The sequence below is a fragment of the Paenibacillus sp. 22594 genome (assembly GCF_052044425.1).
Lineage (GTDB): Bacteria > Bacillota > Bacilli > Paenibacillales > Paenibacillaceae > Paenibacillus_AQ.
The window spans coordinates 298,244-312,024 of the sequence record NZ_JBQENA010000005.1 but is presented as its reverse complement, the minus strand read 5'-3'; the positions used below and the strand labels follow the sequence as shown (position 1 = coordinate 312,024).

Genomic DNA, 13,781 nt, shown 5'->3' with positions numbered 1-13,781 from the left:
CGTAAAGCTAGTAATTGAAATTAGACCCGTATTTATTGTTGCCTTCGCTTGGCAGACAAGCAAAAACAGTTAAGATAACGAATCCCACCATGGGAAGCAAACAGAACAGAACCCACCAGCCGCTCTTTCCGGAATCGTGTAGTCTTCGTAACAGAACTGCCAAAGTCGGCAAAAACATGCCGAGCGAATAGAGCGGTGTCAGTAGGTGAATGATTCCAAGCATCTCCTGCAGAAAAGCCAAAACGATGAAGAAGATGACATTAATCAGAAAAAACATCCAATACTCTGTTCTGGTCGCCCTCCCTGTGAATCCTCTATAGTTTTTTAATGCTTTTAAGTACCACTGCATTGACCCAACTCCCAAATCGATTATGATTATGTATTGATCTTTTATCGGCACAGCTTTAACGAAATATGATACCAGCGCTCTCCAGACCATCTGACATTCTATGCATCCTTGTTTATCAGTGGCGATTGCTGTCGATTTCCGTTGGGCAGGCTTTGTCGGAATCCGCGGCTTGGGTGGTGCATCCCATAAAAGGATATACAGGACATAGAGCCCCGCGGCTATATGCCCTTTTTTGCCGTGTCTACCTGTTTACACGGACAATCATACAGGAGGGCGGGAGCTTTTCTGAGTAAAGTATAGGGTAGGCTGGGGAATGTGAAAGGAGTGGGAGAACAATGGCGGGAAGACAACTGGCCAGCAAGTGGCTGAAAACCGAGGCGCTGCTGAGCGATCCGCGGGTTGCCGGTTACATTCCGAGAACGATGGAATATAGCGCTGCTGGGTTGTTAAGGATGCTGGGTAAATACGGTTCGGTCGTAATAAAACCTGTTGTCGGCGGTGGCGGTTACGGGGTAATCAAAGTATTCCGGAGCAGCCGGGGATATGGCTTCACACATATGCACAGTACAAGAATGTATCGGGATTTCTCATCTATGAGACGCGCGCTGGACATGTTCAAGGTCAAACGCAGATATCTAATGCAGCAGTGTATCTCACTTGCCCGGATTGATGGACGTCCTATTGATTATCGGGTTAAGGTGGTGAAAAACGGAGATCATTGGGAGTTTCGTGCTATGGTGGGAAGAGTGGCCCGGCCAGGGCTATTCGTAACGAATCTCTGTAAGGGGGGCACGATGTTGAGCTGCCGGGAGGGGTTGAGAAGATCCTTGCCCCAGGTTGGGACTTCTGCCAAAAAAGCAGAGATGCGACGTCTGACCCTGATCTGCATAGAACTGCTGGAGCGGCATTTTCCGGGGATCGGGGAACTTGGGTTTGATTATGCTGTGGATCATCGGGGGAAAATCTGGATCCTGGAAGTAAATACTCGCCCGAAATGATTAAGCAATTTTTAAGAATTGACGATAAATATAGTAATACGATAGAATTGCGATTAGTTGTGTGATCCATGAGGAAATATATGATAAAAAATTCCACAGAATTATGAACATTGTAAAAAAATTTCAGACCCATCTCCTGCGGATGAGACCTGTGTATAACTCTTATCCCCATCGTCCACTGTACAGTGAATGACTTCTAGGCCCTTACTAACATCTTATACACAGGATCTCCACAGTCACTTGTGGATAGTAGGAACGCTTGTTCGAAAAATGATAGTTTGCTATGATAGATGCAGATCCAAATAAAGGAAAGGTAGGTGAACGTTATGGTTGAATTGTCGGATGAGATGCTCTTGGACTCTTACCATAGAGCAATAGAACTGCAATTAGAGCATGATTTCATCGCTCTTCTGCTCGCTGAAATTCGCAAACGGAACTTACACTCTCCAGTTCATGCGGTTCTTCACTAAGACGCAGAGCATACCTTTGCAGCAGATCCTACATTCAAACCGCAAGCATCACAAAATAGGGTATCTGTTCATGTTGAAGTGCAATCAACCTGAACAGATACCCTTTTATTTGGTTCAATAGGAAGCGGATGTTCCTTTAGAGCTTAAGATTGCTGCTGTGCCCCGGAGACAGCTTGGCTTCCGGGTCAAGGTAGACCTTGGCATTGTTCACTGCCGTAGGGGCTTCTCCAAATCCTACAGCAATCAGCTTCAGCTTGCCTGGATATGTAGTAATATCGCCGGCAGCGAAGATCCCTGGAATGCTTGTCTCCATGCGGGAGTCAACCACGATAGAGTTACTCTCAATGTCGATGCCCCACTCGGCAATCGGTCCCAGCGAGGAGACGAAGCCGAAATTGACGATTACGCTGTCTACTTCAAGTTCTTGTGTCTCTTTGGTTTTGATATGGGACAAAGTAACCTTGGTAATGAATTCTTCGCCGTGCAGCTCGGTGATCTCTGAAGGCGTAATTACATTGACCTTGGATGCCATGAGATTCTCTACACTGTGCTCATGAGCGCGGAATTTATCCCGGCGGTGAATGAGGGTTACCTCTTCAGCGATGGGTTCCAGCATCAGTGCCCAATCCACCGCAGAGTCGCCGCCACCGCTGATCAGCACCTTTTTCCCCTTAAATGCATTCAAATCACTTATAAAATAATGCAGATTGGCTCTCTCAAAACGAGCGGCTTCCGGAAGTTCCAGACGGCGCGGTTCAAAGGCGCCAACCCCTGCGGTAATGATCACTGCCTTACTGTGATACTCTGCTTTATCAGTAGTGATAACGAAATGGCGTTCGTCCTGTTTGATAAGCGAAACGACCTTCTCCTCCAGCCGGATATCGGACTGAAACAGCTCCATCTGTCGGGAAAGGTTATCTACCAACTCTTGACCGGTGACTTTTGGAAAGCCGGCCACGTCATAAATATATTTTTCAGGATAAAGAGCAGCAAGCTGCCCGCCCAGTTGGGGCATACTTTCAATAAGGGTTACCGATGCCTGGCGCATCCCGCCATAAAAAGCGGCAAACATCCCGGCCGGACCGCCTCCTATGATTAAAAGATCGCTCATAGGAACGGATTGCTCTTGTGTCACGAGTGTTACACCTCCGAGTTGATAGTTTCAAATTGCCATACTGGCTTATCTAACATTATAAACATTGTGGCACCTACCTGCAAAGGCTTGATTTCCGAAGAAAAATGTGACATTTTGCTGCATGATAATATTTGATTAAAACGATACTAAGGTTTACAATGGATATGGTTATTTTAGAAATCCTTTAAGTTTAATTGGAAATTCTTCTGAATTTAAGTGTATAAATTCACAAAATAAACCGAAATTTTTTACAAAAAATAACACATAGACAGATTCACCTGTTGGAAGGAGCCGGAACATGAGCAGTATTCCCAAAATCGTTATCCTAGGCGCGGGATATGGAGGTATTTTGACCGCGCAGCGGCTGCAGAAAGCTTTGAACTATAATGAAGCAGATGTGACACTGGTAAACCGCCATGAGTATCACTATTTCACAACCCATCTGCACATGCCTGCTGCGGGTACAGACAGCATCGAACATACCCGGGTATCGATCTCCAAATTAATTGATGAATTCAAAATTGATCTCGTTAAATCTTCCGTACAGGAAATTCGTACTCAACAGAAAAAGGTAATTCTGGAAGATGGTACGCTGTCATATGACTATCTCGTAATCGCCCTTGGTGGGGAACCTGAAACCTTCGGAATTCCGGGACTGGATAAATATGCGCTGACGATCCGCAGTATTAATTCCGTGCGTTTGATCCGTGAGCATATCGAATATCAATTTGCCAAATACAAGAATGAGAATAATGCACAGGAGCATATTAATTTCGTTGTGGGCGGCGCAGGCTTCAGCGGCATTGAATTTGTGGCCGAGCTGGCAGACCGTATTCCGGCGCTATGCAAGGAATATGATGTGGATCCAAGCATGGTCAATATCTACAATGTGGAGGCTGCTCCTACGGCATTGCCGGGCTTTGCGCCTGAACTGGTAGAGCATGCGATGACAGTGCTGACGAAGAAAGGCGTAACCTTCAAGATCGGTGTAGCCATCAAAGAGTGCCTGCCTGGCGGCGTTATCCTTGCCACTGGTGAAGAGATCAAAGCTTCGACCATTGTCTGGACCGGTGGCATCCGCGGCAACCGCCTGATCGAAGCGGCAGGGTTTGAAGCGATGCGCGGACGGGTAAAGGTGGACGAGTATTTGCGCGCTCCGGGACATGAGAATATCTTTATTATCGGCGATGGCTCTTTGATGATTAATCCGGAAGGACGTCCTTACCCGCCAACGGCACAGATTGCCATGCAGCAGGGTGAATGCTGCGCACATAACCTGGTGGCCGCGATTCGCAGCCAGCAGCCGAGAAAGTTTGCCTTCAGCAACAAAGGCACCGTAGCTTCTCTGGGTAAAGGTCAAGGTATCGCCGTAGTTGGCGACAAGACATATAAGGGCTGGACAGCCGCGCAGCTGAAGAAGGTTGTGGATATGCGTTATCTGTTCATCATCGGCGGCATTCCGCTAGTCCTCAAAAAAGGAAGATTCCTCTAAGATGCGCCACTGCAGCGTGCAAGTCCGCGGACTGCTGACGCGTGAGGAGCTTGACCGGTATAATGGTCTGATCGAGGTCGGATCTTATCTGGAGGACCAGAGCCGGTACGATCTCGCCTACAGTGTCCAGAAGGAAATCGACATCCTCATACTCCCGGCGATTGAGCGGCTGAAGGATAAAGGGCGGGCCCGCGACCGGGCGACGGCGGAATATCTGGAGAATCTGCGTGTAGAAGATGAAGACGGTGACGAGGATGACGAAAATGGTTCGCCAACGGTTTAATTCAAATGTTATACATGACAAAGGGTGTGTCTCCATTAAGGAAACACACCCTTTTTTGCATAGGTCACGAAGGTTACCGTTGTTACAACTTCAGCATTTCTTCGAAGCTGTCCGGTGTCAGCAGATTGCCGACATAGAACGGGCCAAATTCGCCGTAACGGGCGCTGACTTCATCAAAGCGCATCTCGTAGACCAGCTTTTTGAACTGCAGCGCGTCGTCGGCAAATAGGGTGACGCCCCATTCCCAGTCGTCGAAGCCGACGGAGCCGGTAATGATCTGCTTCACTTTGCCGGCATACCCGCGGCCGATTAATCCGTGCGAGTACATTAGTTCCCGGCGCTTCTCCATATCGAGCATATACCAGTTGTCGGCAAGCTCGCGCTTTTTGTTCATCGGATAGAAACAGATATGCTTCATTTGCGGCAGAACAGGCTTCAAGCGGGCGGCTACATGCGGATTCTGCATAGGATCACTGCCGTCACCGGCGCTTCCGCCAGCGGCATAGTTGCTAAGCTCAACGATACTGACATAGGAATAGGACTTGGTGGTATACTGGGCAAAGGCGATTTTGTTAAAAGCGGTCTCAAGCTGGTTCAGCGCTTCCAGGCTTTCCCGCAGGAACATCATCACGAAATCAGCCTTCTGGCCGACAATGGAGTACACTGTGGTGCTTCCTTCCTTGGCTTCCTCAACTGTACCCCATTCCTGCATGAAGGCATGCAGTTCTTCCAGGGCAACAGCACGTTCTTCGTCATCGGCAGCCGTCCAGGCCGTCCAATTCAAAGAGCGGAAGTCATGCAGGGCATACCAGCCTTCCAGTGTCAACGCGGCTTCGTTCATGTATTCTCACTCCTTAGCATAAGTTTATATGTACATCCGCTTAATCTATTTGCATTGTATCGCATGCAGGCAGGCAGAGCAAACGCGCAGCTCCAAGATTTACCGTGTGAAGACCCGGGATGAAGATAATGTTCATTGCTTCGCTACATTTTTTCTAGTAAACTTACTATTAATTAAGGTTTGCTGTGCGGTTCTTTATAGAGAGAGGGGATGGCGGTACGATGGGGTTTATTCCTGTGTTTGTTCTGGCCGTTTTGTTCTTTGTTATGATGTTTGGCATTGGCTTTATCCTTAACATGTTAATGAAGACTACCTGGTTCCCTGCCTATCTGTTTGTCCTTGTGATTCTGCCTGTGGTTGTCTATTCGATCTGGGATCGGAGCGCCATGAGCCTGTGGGAGCATCTGTCCACCTTCCATGTCGTGGATTATCTCACGGGTATTGCGGGTCTGGCCGGAGCAGTGCTTAGCGGCTGGACGATTCAGAAGCTCAGGCTTGGCGGCTACAAAATGTTCTAATGAAGGGTTTCGTGCGCATACAGAGCGGCTGCTGTCCTTACCTAAGGATGGAGAGCCGTTTTTTCTTGGAGTATAAGGATATATATGTTTCACCCCCTCAATCATCCTTATATTTTCTGCAAGCAGAAGCAATGGTTAACAAGCTGTCGATATCAGGGGGATAAGCACTGAATTTGGACTTTTTTTTACATTTCCGGGCGGAAGTTTTGTGATAGAATAGAAATCTAAATGGATTCGTGTAGAAAAAGAGGGAGGTAATCCGCAGATGCGCATGAGTAACCTGCATCATTTCACCGAACATCATCGGTACTGCGTTTCCCGCGAATTCGGTCTAAGCAGTGTAGATGCACGTATGCTGGGCTCGGTCTATCAGCCGATGGTAGGTGCTTTTGCCATCAGTCTGTACCGTTTGCTGTTTGAGCATATTCCGGCTGAAGCAATCGGCTATTCTCCGGTGGAGCAGCAGCGCCGTCTGTTCATGACGCTGGGTGTGGAACCCAATGAGAAGGGCCGCAAATATATAGTGGATCAGGCTTCCCGGCTGGAAGCGGTGGGACTGCTGCAGACCTGCCGCATCTTTGTAGCGGAAACTGATGATTATATGTACGAATACGAACTGCTGCCGCCGCTGTCGCCGGCTGATTTTTTTGCAACCCAGCACTTAACACTGCTGCTGCGTGACAAAATTGGAAAATTTGCCGTGCTGTCACTGCGTGAGCAGTTCTGGAACCGGGAACCGGAGGAATGGAGCCGCCGGTCGATCGGTAAAGAAAATATTTCCCTGCCCTTTTATGATATTTTTCAACTCAATACCCATGTGATCGATTACGAACTGGAGCAGGCTTTGGCTGAGGTGGCAACGGTCAAGCAGCCCGGCATGCGGGAAACCGGGGAACCTGCTATCGGGTACAGTGATATTATCCTGCGGTTTCCGCGGGAATCAGTCAACCGGGTTCATGTCGAGAAGCTGCGTTTTGACCATACCCAGATGGGGATGATCAATTATGTAGCTCATAAGTATGAGCTTAGCCCGCAAGACCTGTCCCGTCTGCTGGATGAGGATGGGGTATTCACGCCGGATGGCGAAGTAATTCTGGATGCACTGCAGTACAAGGCAAGCCAGCATTTCCGCCAGGATATGAAACGACAGGAGAAGCGGGAGGTTGCCGCAGCGAAGGTGGTGGCACTGCGCTCTGCCGCTGCCGTGGAAGGCGATGATTCCATCGCTCCGCTGGAGCAGTCTGTCGAAATGGAATATTATGTGGAGGTGCCTCCCCAATTTCTGTCCAAATGCGACATTCACCAATATAATATGATGCTTCGCAACGAGCCTTATACACGTCTGCTGCAGACCTTTTTCCCGGGTGCCGTGCCTACACAGCTGATGGATACTTTTGAGAAGATTGATCTGAATTATAAGCTGAGCGGGGAAGTCATTAATGTACTCATTCATTATCTGATGACCATGGTAGCCTCCGGGGGCGATCAGCGGATGAACCGTAACTTCGTGGAGGCGATTGCCTCAAATATGCTGGTCAAGCAGGTGAACACCTACGAGAAGGCTGTCCGTTATATCCGTGACCAGACCAAGGTTAAGGGTAAAGGTTCAGCAACGGGGTCAACGGCATCAGGTGGAACGCGCCAGCGCAGCTACAGCAAAGCCGGCGGCCGTTCCGGCAAAGCCGAGATTCCGATTGTGCTGGATGACGGCAGCGCCGGGACGGTATCTGAAGAAGAGTTCGCGGCGATGATGAAGAAGGCGGCTGAAATCAAGGCCAGCAAGAAGAAAGGCGTATCCAAGACGCCATAAAGAAAGCGAGGTGCGGCTATGGAGTCTATGGGCGAAGTGCTGCGTTCGATGAACAATTCCGCGCTCCGCCAGCGCTCCCGTGATCTTGAGCAGAACCTGCTGAACCATCCTTTGGTGAAGCAGCTTCAAGCCGAGCATCCTGAGCTGGACGAGTCGCGGCTGCGGCTTCATTTAAGCCGCCTGTATCAATATGTAGAAGAAAGCCGCCATTGTGCGAATTGTCCCGGCCTGGAGAAATGCCCGAATGATTTCCAGGGCCACTACAGCAAACTTACTGTTGAGACGGTTAATGGTACGGCAGATCTGTACGAACGGAAGACAGCCTGCAACCTTAAGATTGCCCGGGATAATCAGGACAGTATCCGCAAGCGCATCCGCAGCTTTTATGTGGATGAACGCGTGTTGAACGGCGGCTATGATGAGATTGACATTATGGGCAAGGACCCCCGCCGGGTCTCGGCTGTGAACCGGATATTTGATTATATAGCCAGTGCCAAAGAGAATGGCCTGACCTCACGGGGGATATATCTGCAGGGCTCTTTTGGAACAGGCAAAACATTTCTGATGTGCTATATGCTGCATGAGCTGGCGATTGCCGGGTACAGCGGCGTGATCGTATACATGCCTGATTTCATCGAGGAGCTCAAGCTGATTATGATGGATAATCTGAAGCTCAAGGAAATGGTGGACACGATGAAGAATTGTGACCTGCTGATTTTTGACGATATCGGTGCGGAAAACCTCAACCCCTGGGCCCGTGACCATGTGCTGGGTGCGATCCTGAACCACCGGATGAACCGCAAGCCGACCTTTTACACTTCAAACTATCCTTTGGACGGGCTGGAGAAGCATCTGAGTATTACTAGCAAGGACGGTGAGGAGATCTATAAAGGCCAGCGCCTGATGGACCGGATTGCTCCGTTTGTGGATGTGATTCCGCTTCACGGGGAGAATCAGCGGGGAACGAGCAGATAAAAGGTATCCTATAAATTAGCAAAATCCGGCTCCTTCCATATAGGAAAAGGCCGGATTTTTTGCGCTGTTGGCGGGTAGTACGGATTATGGCCTGCAATTACTCGGACAAAAATTTAATAATCACCATACCGAAGAAAACAACTGTCATAAATCCCGTCATTCCGAAGAAGCCGGCCAGCAAATCGCCCAGGTCATTGCGAGGCTCCTCATTGACATGCTCCCGCGGATCGCGTGCTTGCGCGTTGACATCCATCTTTTTTCCTCCTTGCAGTTGCATGACTGCAATTAGTGGGTTACAGTTAGACGTGTGAGAGAAGTCATTGACAATTAATGCGCTTTCCTCAAGTATACGAAGTCCCTGGAACGTTGTAAAGCAGAGACTGCGGCGGAATATTTGATTTTATGCAATTTAATTTCATAAAACATTACACAAACTCACTGTAAATATGTTATACTGTGGATGTGTCGGTAAATGGTAATCTGGTTATCATATTACATGAAACATTTTATCCGTTATAATTTCGGAGTGAATTCGCCACACTAGGCTTATGAGTTATAGAAGCGGATGAAAGCTTCGTACAACTTAAAGGAGGAACAATATCATGGCTATCGTGAACGTGTCTGACCAATCCTTTGTGGGTGAAGTTGAAGGTCAAGGTACTGTAGTAGTAGATTTCTGGGCACCTTGGTGCGGCCCTTGCAAAATGCTTGCCCCAATCCTGGAGGAACTGTCCACCGAGCTGGGTGACGATGTGAAAATTGCCAAGCTGAACGTGGATGAAAATCCGGAAACGGCTTCCCGTTTTGGAGTCATGAGCATTCCTACCCTGATTTTCTTCAAAGACGGCCAGCCTGTGGATAAAGTTGTAGGACTGAACTCCAAGGATTCCCTTAAGAATATTGTAGCCAAACATCAGTAAGATGATGCTGTCTTCCCCGGGGCATCTGCCCTGCCGCCAAAGCGCCTTCGGTTTATCCGAAGGCGCTTTGTGCGTCGAATGGAAACTGCTGCTCTTTTGAAATATACGAATGTTTGTGGTATCACAAATAAGTTGTATTCCGGGGGTTGGGGTTGAATCCATAGGGACTTATATCTTAAACTTAAGTTATCACGGTGTTGTACAGGTGGGGGAGAAATCATGGATTATATGGATAATATCCGCAACAAACTGGCATTATTGCCCGACCTGCCCGGGTGCTATCTGATGAAGAATGAAGAGGGCACGATTATTTATGTGGGCAAGGCCAAGGTGCTGAAGAACCGGGTCCGCTCTTATTTCACAGGCAGCCATAACGGGAAGACCCAAAGGCTCGTCGCCAATATTGTCGACTTTGAATATATCGTTACTTCCAGCAACATGGAAGCACTCATTCTGGAATGCAATCTGATCAAGAAGCATATGCCGCGTTATAATGTGCTTTTGAAGGACGACAAGACATTCCCGTATCTGAAAATCACGAATGAAGCTCATCCGCGCCTGGAGGTTACGCGCCGGGTGATTAAGGATAAAGCTAAATATTTCGGACCGTATCCGAATGCCTACGCGGCCCATCAGACCAAGAAGCTGCTCGACCGGATGTATCCGTTGCGCAAATGCGGTGTGATGCCTAAGGAAGTCTGTCTGTACTATCACATGGGCCAGTGTCTGGCGCCCTGCGAGAAGGAAGTGCCTAAGTCTGCTTACGAGGAGATTACCCAGAGCATTGCCGGTTTCTTGGGAGGCGGCCATGAGGCAGTCAAGAAGGATCTGCAGAAAAAAATGCAGGAAGCTGCGGAGGAACTGTATTTCGAACGGGCCAAGGAGCTTCGTGACCAGATCATCCACATTGATGCTCTGATGGAGAAGCAGAAAATCAACACCGCTGATACCAAAGACCGCGATGTATTCGGCTATGCCGTGGACAAGGGCTGGATGTGCGTACAAATCCTGTATATGCGCCAGGGGAAGATGATCCAGCGGCACTCCTCCGTGTTCCCTTTCTACGGAGAGGCGTACAGCGATTTCATCTCCTATGTGACGCAGTATTACAGCGAGAACCCGGCACTGCCGCAGGAAATCCTGCTGCCGGAAACCGTGCTTGAAGGCACGGATACATCAGGCAAGCCGCAAATGGCTGTTAGCGGTGAGGCTGAGGGGACTGATACTGAAGATACGCCGGATACTGTGGCGGAGCTGGCTGCCGAGGCTTCAGGTGAAGCTGAGGCGGCTGAGGCGGCCACCGAAGGAACTGTGGATGCGGCCGGCGGTGCAGCTGCGCTGCAGGAATGGCTGGGTGTCAAGGTACTGGTACCCCAGCGCGGCTTGAAGAAGCAAATGGTCGGAATGGCATGCCAGAACGGCCGGGTGGCACTGGATGAGAAGTTCCGCCTGATCGAGCGGGATGAGGAACGCACTTCCGGCGCAGCCAGCAGCCTGGGGCAGAGCCTGGGTCTGGAGTCGCTTAGCCGGATTGAGGCTTTTGACAACTCGAATATTCAGGGAACCAACCCGGTATCCGCGATGGTTGTGTTTATAGACGGCAAGCCGGCGCGCAAGGAATACCGGAAATACAAGGTCCGCTCCGTGCAGGGACCGGATGATTACGAAACGATGCGCGAGGTAATCCGCCGCCGCTACGAACGCGTGCTGAAGGAGAACCTGCCGCAGCCGGATCTGATTGTGGTCGATGGAGGGAAAGGGCAGATCTCCTCCGCTATTGACATTCTGCAGAATGAGCTGGGGCTGTACATTCCGGTTTGCGGTCTGGTGAAGGACGACAAGCACAGAACGGCACAGCTGCTGGTCGGGGATTCCGCCGAACCGGTGAGTCTGGCGCGGGACAGCCAGGAATTTTATCTGCTGCAGCGTATTCAGGATGAAGTTCACCGGTTTGCGATTACGTTCCACCGCGAACAGCGCGGCAAATCGATGGTGACCTCGAAGCTGGATTCTATTCCGGGCATCGGCGAGAAGCGGCGCAAGCTGTTATTGAAACATTTCGGCTCCCTCAAAAAAATCAAGGAAGCCGCTATCGAGGACTTTCGCCCGCTATCGATCGGCGACAAGCTGGCTGCACAAATTCTGGATGCTCTCAAGGATGAAGAACCGTCATTATAAAGGACTGTAATTTTATGGTATGATGCAGAAACGGCTGAGCTTTCCTTATTACAAGGAGGCTCAGCCGTTTTTTTTATGCTCTTTGAGTTAGACTACTGGATTAACAGGTTCAACCTGCTCCACTTTGCGTGGCGGATTGAACCGGTACACGATATAGCCCACGATGAACGGCAGCACGATGGTGACAATACCAGCGCTGATATTCACAGATTCCTTCATGAAGATCAAGGTGGCGCCCATCAGGATGCTGTCAAACACCACGTGGCTGAACATAACGGCGATGAAGCCGTAGCGCAGGAAAATGTAGCTGAACAGCAGGCCGATCACGGTCAACTCAATCGGACGCGAGCTGATGGGATAGATCGGATACAGGGTATGTCCGAACGCCCAGACCAGTGTGGTGATCAGAGAGGCCAGGAAGGTGCTGCGAACGATTTTTTTGACCATACGGATACCGAACAGACGGTAGATGGCTTCCTCGGACAACCCGGCAAGCCAGGCCACAATGGGCAAGAGCCAGGAATATCTCATGTTGTATGGAGACTGGCTGGCATCGGTGGTGGACCAGTTATGCAAGGTGAACGAAAGGATAATGAACATGATGGTCTGTACGCCAAGCAGGATAAAAGCCCAGACATAGCCGGCGCGCATACTGTCCAGTACATACCGGCCGTATCCCTGTTCTTTGGCGCGCGGCCAGGGGTTCAGACCTTCTTCTTTACGCCACAGGCCGTTGCCTCCTACCAGCGAGAAGTAGAGCATCAGAGACATTAGCAAACTGTAGAAAATATAGAAGATGAGCGTGATGAGGCCTGTTAAACGGCTCTGCAGGCTGTCTCCGCTGGCCTCCGGCAGCATGTTGTAGGTGCTGCCAAGCATGATTGCAAAATGGGCGATGCTGAGGAAAATTCCCCGCTTGAAGGAAGTGTGCCCTCTGCGCAGAATGCTGTAGATCAACGCCAGAATACCCAGTGCCAGTGTGGGTATACCATAGCCCAGCCCGGTCAGCCAAGTGGCCATGGACGTTTGATCTTTGACATAGCTGATATGCCAGGCGGGGGCTGAGAATCCAGCCCGGAAATACGAGACCTCTTCCTGCTGGAATTTGAACCGGTATTGCAGCTGCGATTCTCCAACCTTGACGGAGCTGTCAGTATAGACCAGTCCATAATTATCACTGTCCGCCTGAATTTGGAGCTTGGCGGGATTGGCTCCCCAAGACTGAAGCCAGGGGCGGGCGAGGTTCTCCTTCTGCTCAAGTGAAAGCTCCGGCTCACTGGCCGCGCTTGCCCTGCTGGATAGAGCAGTAGCAGCAGTTGTCTCCGTTCCCGTGCTGAAGCCGGAATGTTCGCCGCGGCCAAAGCCTACGACCTTGCCGGTATACATATTAAGATCCACCGATAAAATCGGGATGGCTTCGCCGGAAGCGTACAACACGGCATGAAAGACATCGAACGGATAACGCTGATCCAGCTTCTCTTTGGAATATTGATCCAAAAGTTTTTCCCGGGACATATAGCCGTAGAAGGAAGAGTCAGTCCGGTAGCTTACAGCCCACTCTTCTCCTGTGGACTCTGGATGGCCAAGCTGCTTGGCTGCGAATACGGCGGCTTGCTCACGGGCTTCATTCTTGCTGATAGGGGTGGTGTCAGACTCACCTGAGCCCCCTAGGAGCTGGGGAGCGATCTGGAACATAATGAACACGATGAGACCGATAATACCCGCTAGAATGAGCTTGGTAGTAAGGGGCCGCTGCTGTAGGGGCTGGCCGACGGAATTCATGTAACGCCTCCTTGTGATGAAAATGATGCT

At 50.0% G+C, this 13,781-nt stretch carries 14 protein-coding genes; 9 read left to right on the top strand and 5 right to left on the bottom strand.

The genetic code is table 11. The features are described 5' to 3' along the window. Nucleotides 1-7: 7 nt before the first annotated feature. Nucleotides 8-349 (bottom strand): DUF805 domain-containing protein, encoded by a 342-nt coding sequence (locus ACTJKB_RS18695; RefSeq protein ID WP_440835909.1) that lies wholly within the window; start codon nt 347-349, stop codon nt 8-10. 335 nt (nt 350-684) lie between these two features. On the opposite strand from ACTJKB_RS18695, the gene ACTJKB_RS18690 reads away from it, so the two are divergent. Further along, the gene (locus ACTJKB_RS18690) at nt 685-1,347 is read left to right on the top strand and encodes a YheC/YheD family protein (RefSeq protein WP_440835908.1); all 663 of its coding nucleotides are present in this window, start codon (nt 685-687) and stop codon (nt 1,345-1,347) included. 326 nt (nt 1,348-1,673) lie between these two features. Beyond that, entirely contained in the window at nt 1,674-1,817 is a 144-nt protein-coding gene (locus ACTJKB_RS18685; protein WP_042217282.1) for a sporulation histidine kinase inhibitor Sda, read from the top strand. 136 nt (nt 1,818-1,953) lie between these two features. Here the strand turns inward: ACTJKB_RS18685 and ACTJKB_RS18680 are convergent, their stop codons facing one another. Continuing rightward, nucleotides 1,954-2,928: an NAD(P)/FAD-dependent oxidoreductase gene (locus tag ACTJKB_RS18680; protein WP_074083873.1), complete on the bottom strand. Its 975-nt coding sequence runs from the start codon at nt 2,926-2,928 to the stop codon at nt 1,954-1,956. Nucleotides 2,929-3,250: 322 nt separating this feature from the next. Between ACTJKB_RS18680 and ACTJKB_RS18675 the strand changes: the two genes are divergently transcribed. Beyond that, nucleotides 3,251-4,444, top strand: a complete 1,194-nt coding sequence (locus ACTJKB_RS18675) for an NAD(P)/FAD-dependent oxidoreductase (protein ID WP_074083854.1) — start codon at nt 3,251-3,253, stop codon at nt 4,442-4,444. 1 nt (nt 4,445) lies between these two features. Then, nucleotides 4,446-4,727 carry a hypothetical protein gene (locus tag ACTJKB_RS18670; protein ID WP_440835907.1) on the top strand — a complete coding sequence of 94 codons (282 nt, stop codon included), beginning with the start codon at nt 4,446-4,448 and terminating at the stop codon, nt 4,725-4,727. A gap of 82 nt (nt 4,728-4,809) precedes the next feature. Here ACTJKB_RS18670 and hemQ read toward each other — a convergent pair whose 3' ends face one another. Further along, complete coding sequence (hemQ, locus tag ACTJKB_RS18665; RefSeq protein ID WP_440835906.1) at nt 4,810-5,568, bottom strand: hydrogen peroxide-dependent heme synthase; 759 nt, start codon at nt 5,566-5,568, stop codon at nt 4,810-4,812. A 221-nt stretch (nt 5,569-5,789) separates the two neighbouring features. On the opposite strand from hemQ, the gene ACTJKB_RS18660 reads away from it, so the two are divergent. The 3 genes from ACTJKB_RS18660 (at nt 5,790) to dnaI (ending at nt 8,871) form a co-directional block, all read left to right on the top strand. Continuing rightward, a complete protein-coding gene (locus tag ACTJKB_RS18660; RefSeq protein WP_074108079.1) occupies nt 5,790-6,086 on the top strand; it encodes a YuiB family protein in 297 nt (98 codons plus the stop codon). 265 nt (nt 6,087-6,351) lie between these two features. After that, nucleotides 6,352-7,896, top strand: coding sequence for a helicase DnaB (locus ACTJKB_RS18655; protein ID WP_440835905.1), 1,545 nt, complete (start codon nt 6,352-6,354; stop codon nt 7,894-7,896). An 18-nt stretch (nt 7,897-7,914) separates the two neighbouring features. After that, entirely contained in the window at nt 7,915-8,871 is a 957-nt protein-coding gene (gene dnaI, locus ACTJKB_RS18650) for a primosomal protein DnaI (RefSeq protein WP_440835904.1), read from the top strand. Nucleotides 8,872-8,968: 97 nt separating this feature from the next. Here the strand turns inward: dnaI and ACTJKB_RS18645 are convergent, their stop codons facing one another. Next, nucleotides 8,969-9,124, bottom strand: coding sequence for a YqzM family protein (locus ACTJKB_RS18645; protein ID WP_143013460.1), 156 nt, complete (start codon nt 9,122-9,124; stop codon nt 8,969-8,971). Between the two features lie 349 nt (nt 9,125-9,473). On the opposite strand from ACTJKB_RS18645, the gene trxA reads away from it, so the two are divergent. Then, nucleotides 9,474-9,791 carry a thioredoxin gene (gene trxA / locus ACTJKB_RS18640; protein WP_020430371.1) on the top strand — a complete coding sequence of 106 codons (318 nt, stop codon included), beginning with the start codon at nt 9,474-9,476 and terminating at the stop codon, nt 9,789-9,791. 219 nt (nt 9,792-10,010) lie between these two features. After that, nucleotides 10,011-11,969, top strand: coding sequence for an excinuclease ABC subunit UvrC (gene uvrC / locus ACTJKB_RS18635; RefSeq protein ID WP_440835903.1), 1,959 nt, complete (start codon nt 10,011-10,013; stop codon nt 11,967-11,969). Between the two features lie 87 nt (nt 11,970-12,056). On the opposite strand, the gene ACTJKB_RS18630 is transcribed toward uvrC, so the two are convergent. Then, nucleotides 12,057-13,751, bottom strand: a complete 1,695-nt coding sequence (locus ACTJKB_RS18630) for a CPBP family intramembrane glutamic endopeptidase (RefSeq protein WP_440835902.1) — start codon at nt 13,749-13,751, stop codon at nt 12,057-12,059. Nucleotides 13,752-13,781 lie beyond the last annotated feature (30 nt).

Excerpts from the sequence above, each read along its gene's own strand:
- ACTJKB_RS18695 (WP_440835909.1), bottom strand. The coding sequence starts at position 349 with ATGCAGTGGTACTTAAAAGCATTAAAAAACTATAGAGGATTCACAGGG.
- ACTJKB_RS18690 (WP_440835908.1), top strand. The coding sequence starts at position 685 with ATGGCGGGAAGACAACTGGCCAGCAAGTGGCTGAAAACCGAGGCGCTG.
- ACTJKB_RS18685 (WP_042217282.1), top strand. The coding sequence starts at position 1,674 with ATGGTTGAATTGTCGGATGAGATGCTCTTGGACTCTTACCATAGAGCA.
- ACTJKB_RS18680 (WP_074083873.1), bottom strand. The coding sequence starts at position 2,928 with ATGAGCGATCTTTTAATCATAGGAGGCGGTCCGGCCGGGATGTTTGCC.
- ACTJKB_RS18675 (WP_074083854.1), top strand. The coding sequence starts at position 3,251 with ATGAGCAGTATTCCCAAAATCGTTATCCTAGGCGCGGGATATGGAGGT.
- ACTJKB_RS18670 (WP_440835907.1), top strand. The coding sequence starts at position 4,446 with ATGCGCCACTGCAGCGTGCAAGTCCGCGGACTGCTGACGCGTGAGGAG.
- hemQ (WP_440835906.1), bottom strand. The coding sequence starts at position 5,568 with ATGAACGAAGCCGCGTTGACACTGGAAGGCTGGTATGCCCTGCATGAC.
- ACTJKB_RS18660 (WP_074108079.1), top strand. The coding sequence starts at position 5,790 with ATGGGGTTTATTCCTGTGTTTGTTCTGGCCGTTTTGTTCTTTGTTATG.
- ACTJKB_RS18655 (WP_440835905.1), top strand. The coding sequence starts at position 6,352 with ATGCGCATGAGTAACCTGCATCATTTCACCGAACATCATCGGTACTGC.
- dnaI (WP_440835904.1), top strand. The coding sequence starts at position 7,915 with ATGGAGTCTATGGGCGAAGTGCTGCGTTCGATGAACAATTCCGCGCTC.
- ACTJKB_RS18645 (WP_143013460.1), bottom strand. The coding sequence starts at position 9,124 with ATGGATGTCAACGCGCAAGCACGCGATCCGCGGGAGCATGTCAATGAG.
- trxA (WP_020430371.1), top strand. The coding sequence starts at position 9,474 with ATGGCTATCGTGAACGTGTCTGACCAATCCTTTGTGGGTGAAGTTGAA.
- uvrC (WP_440835903.1), top strand. The coding sequence starts at position 10,011 with ATGGATTATATGGATAATATCCGCAACAAACTGGCATTATTGCCCGAC.
- ACTJKB_RS18630 (WP_440835902.1), bottom strand. The coding sequence starts at position 13,751 with ATGAATTCCGTCGGCCAGCCCCTACAGCAGCGGCCCCTTACTACCAAG.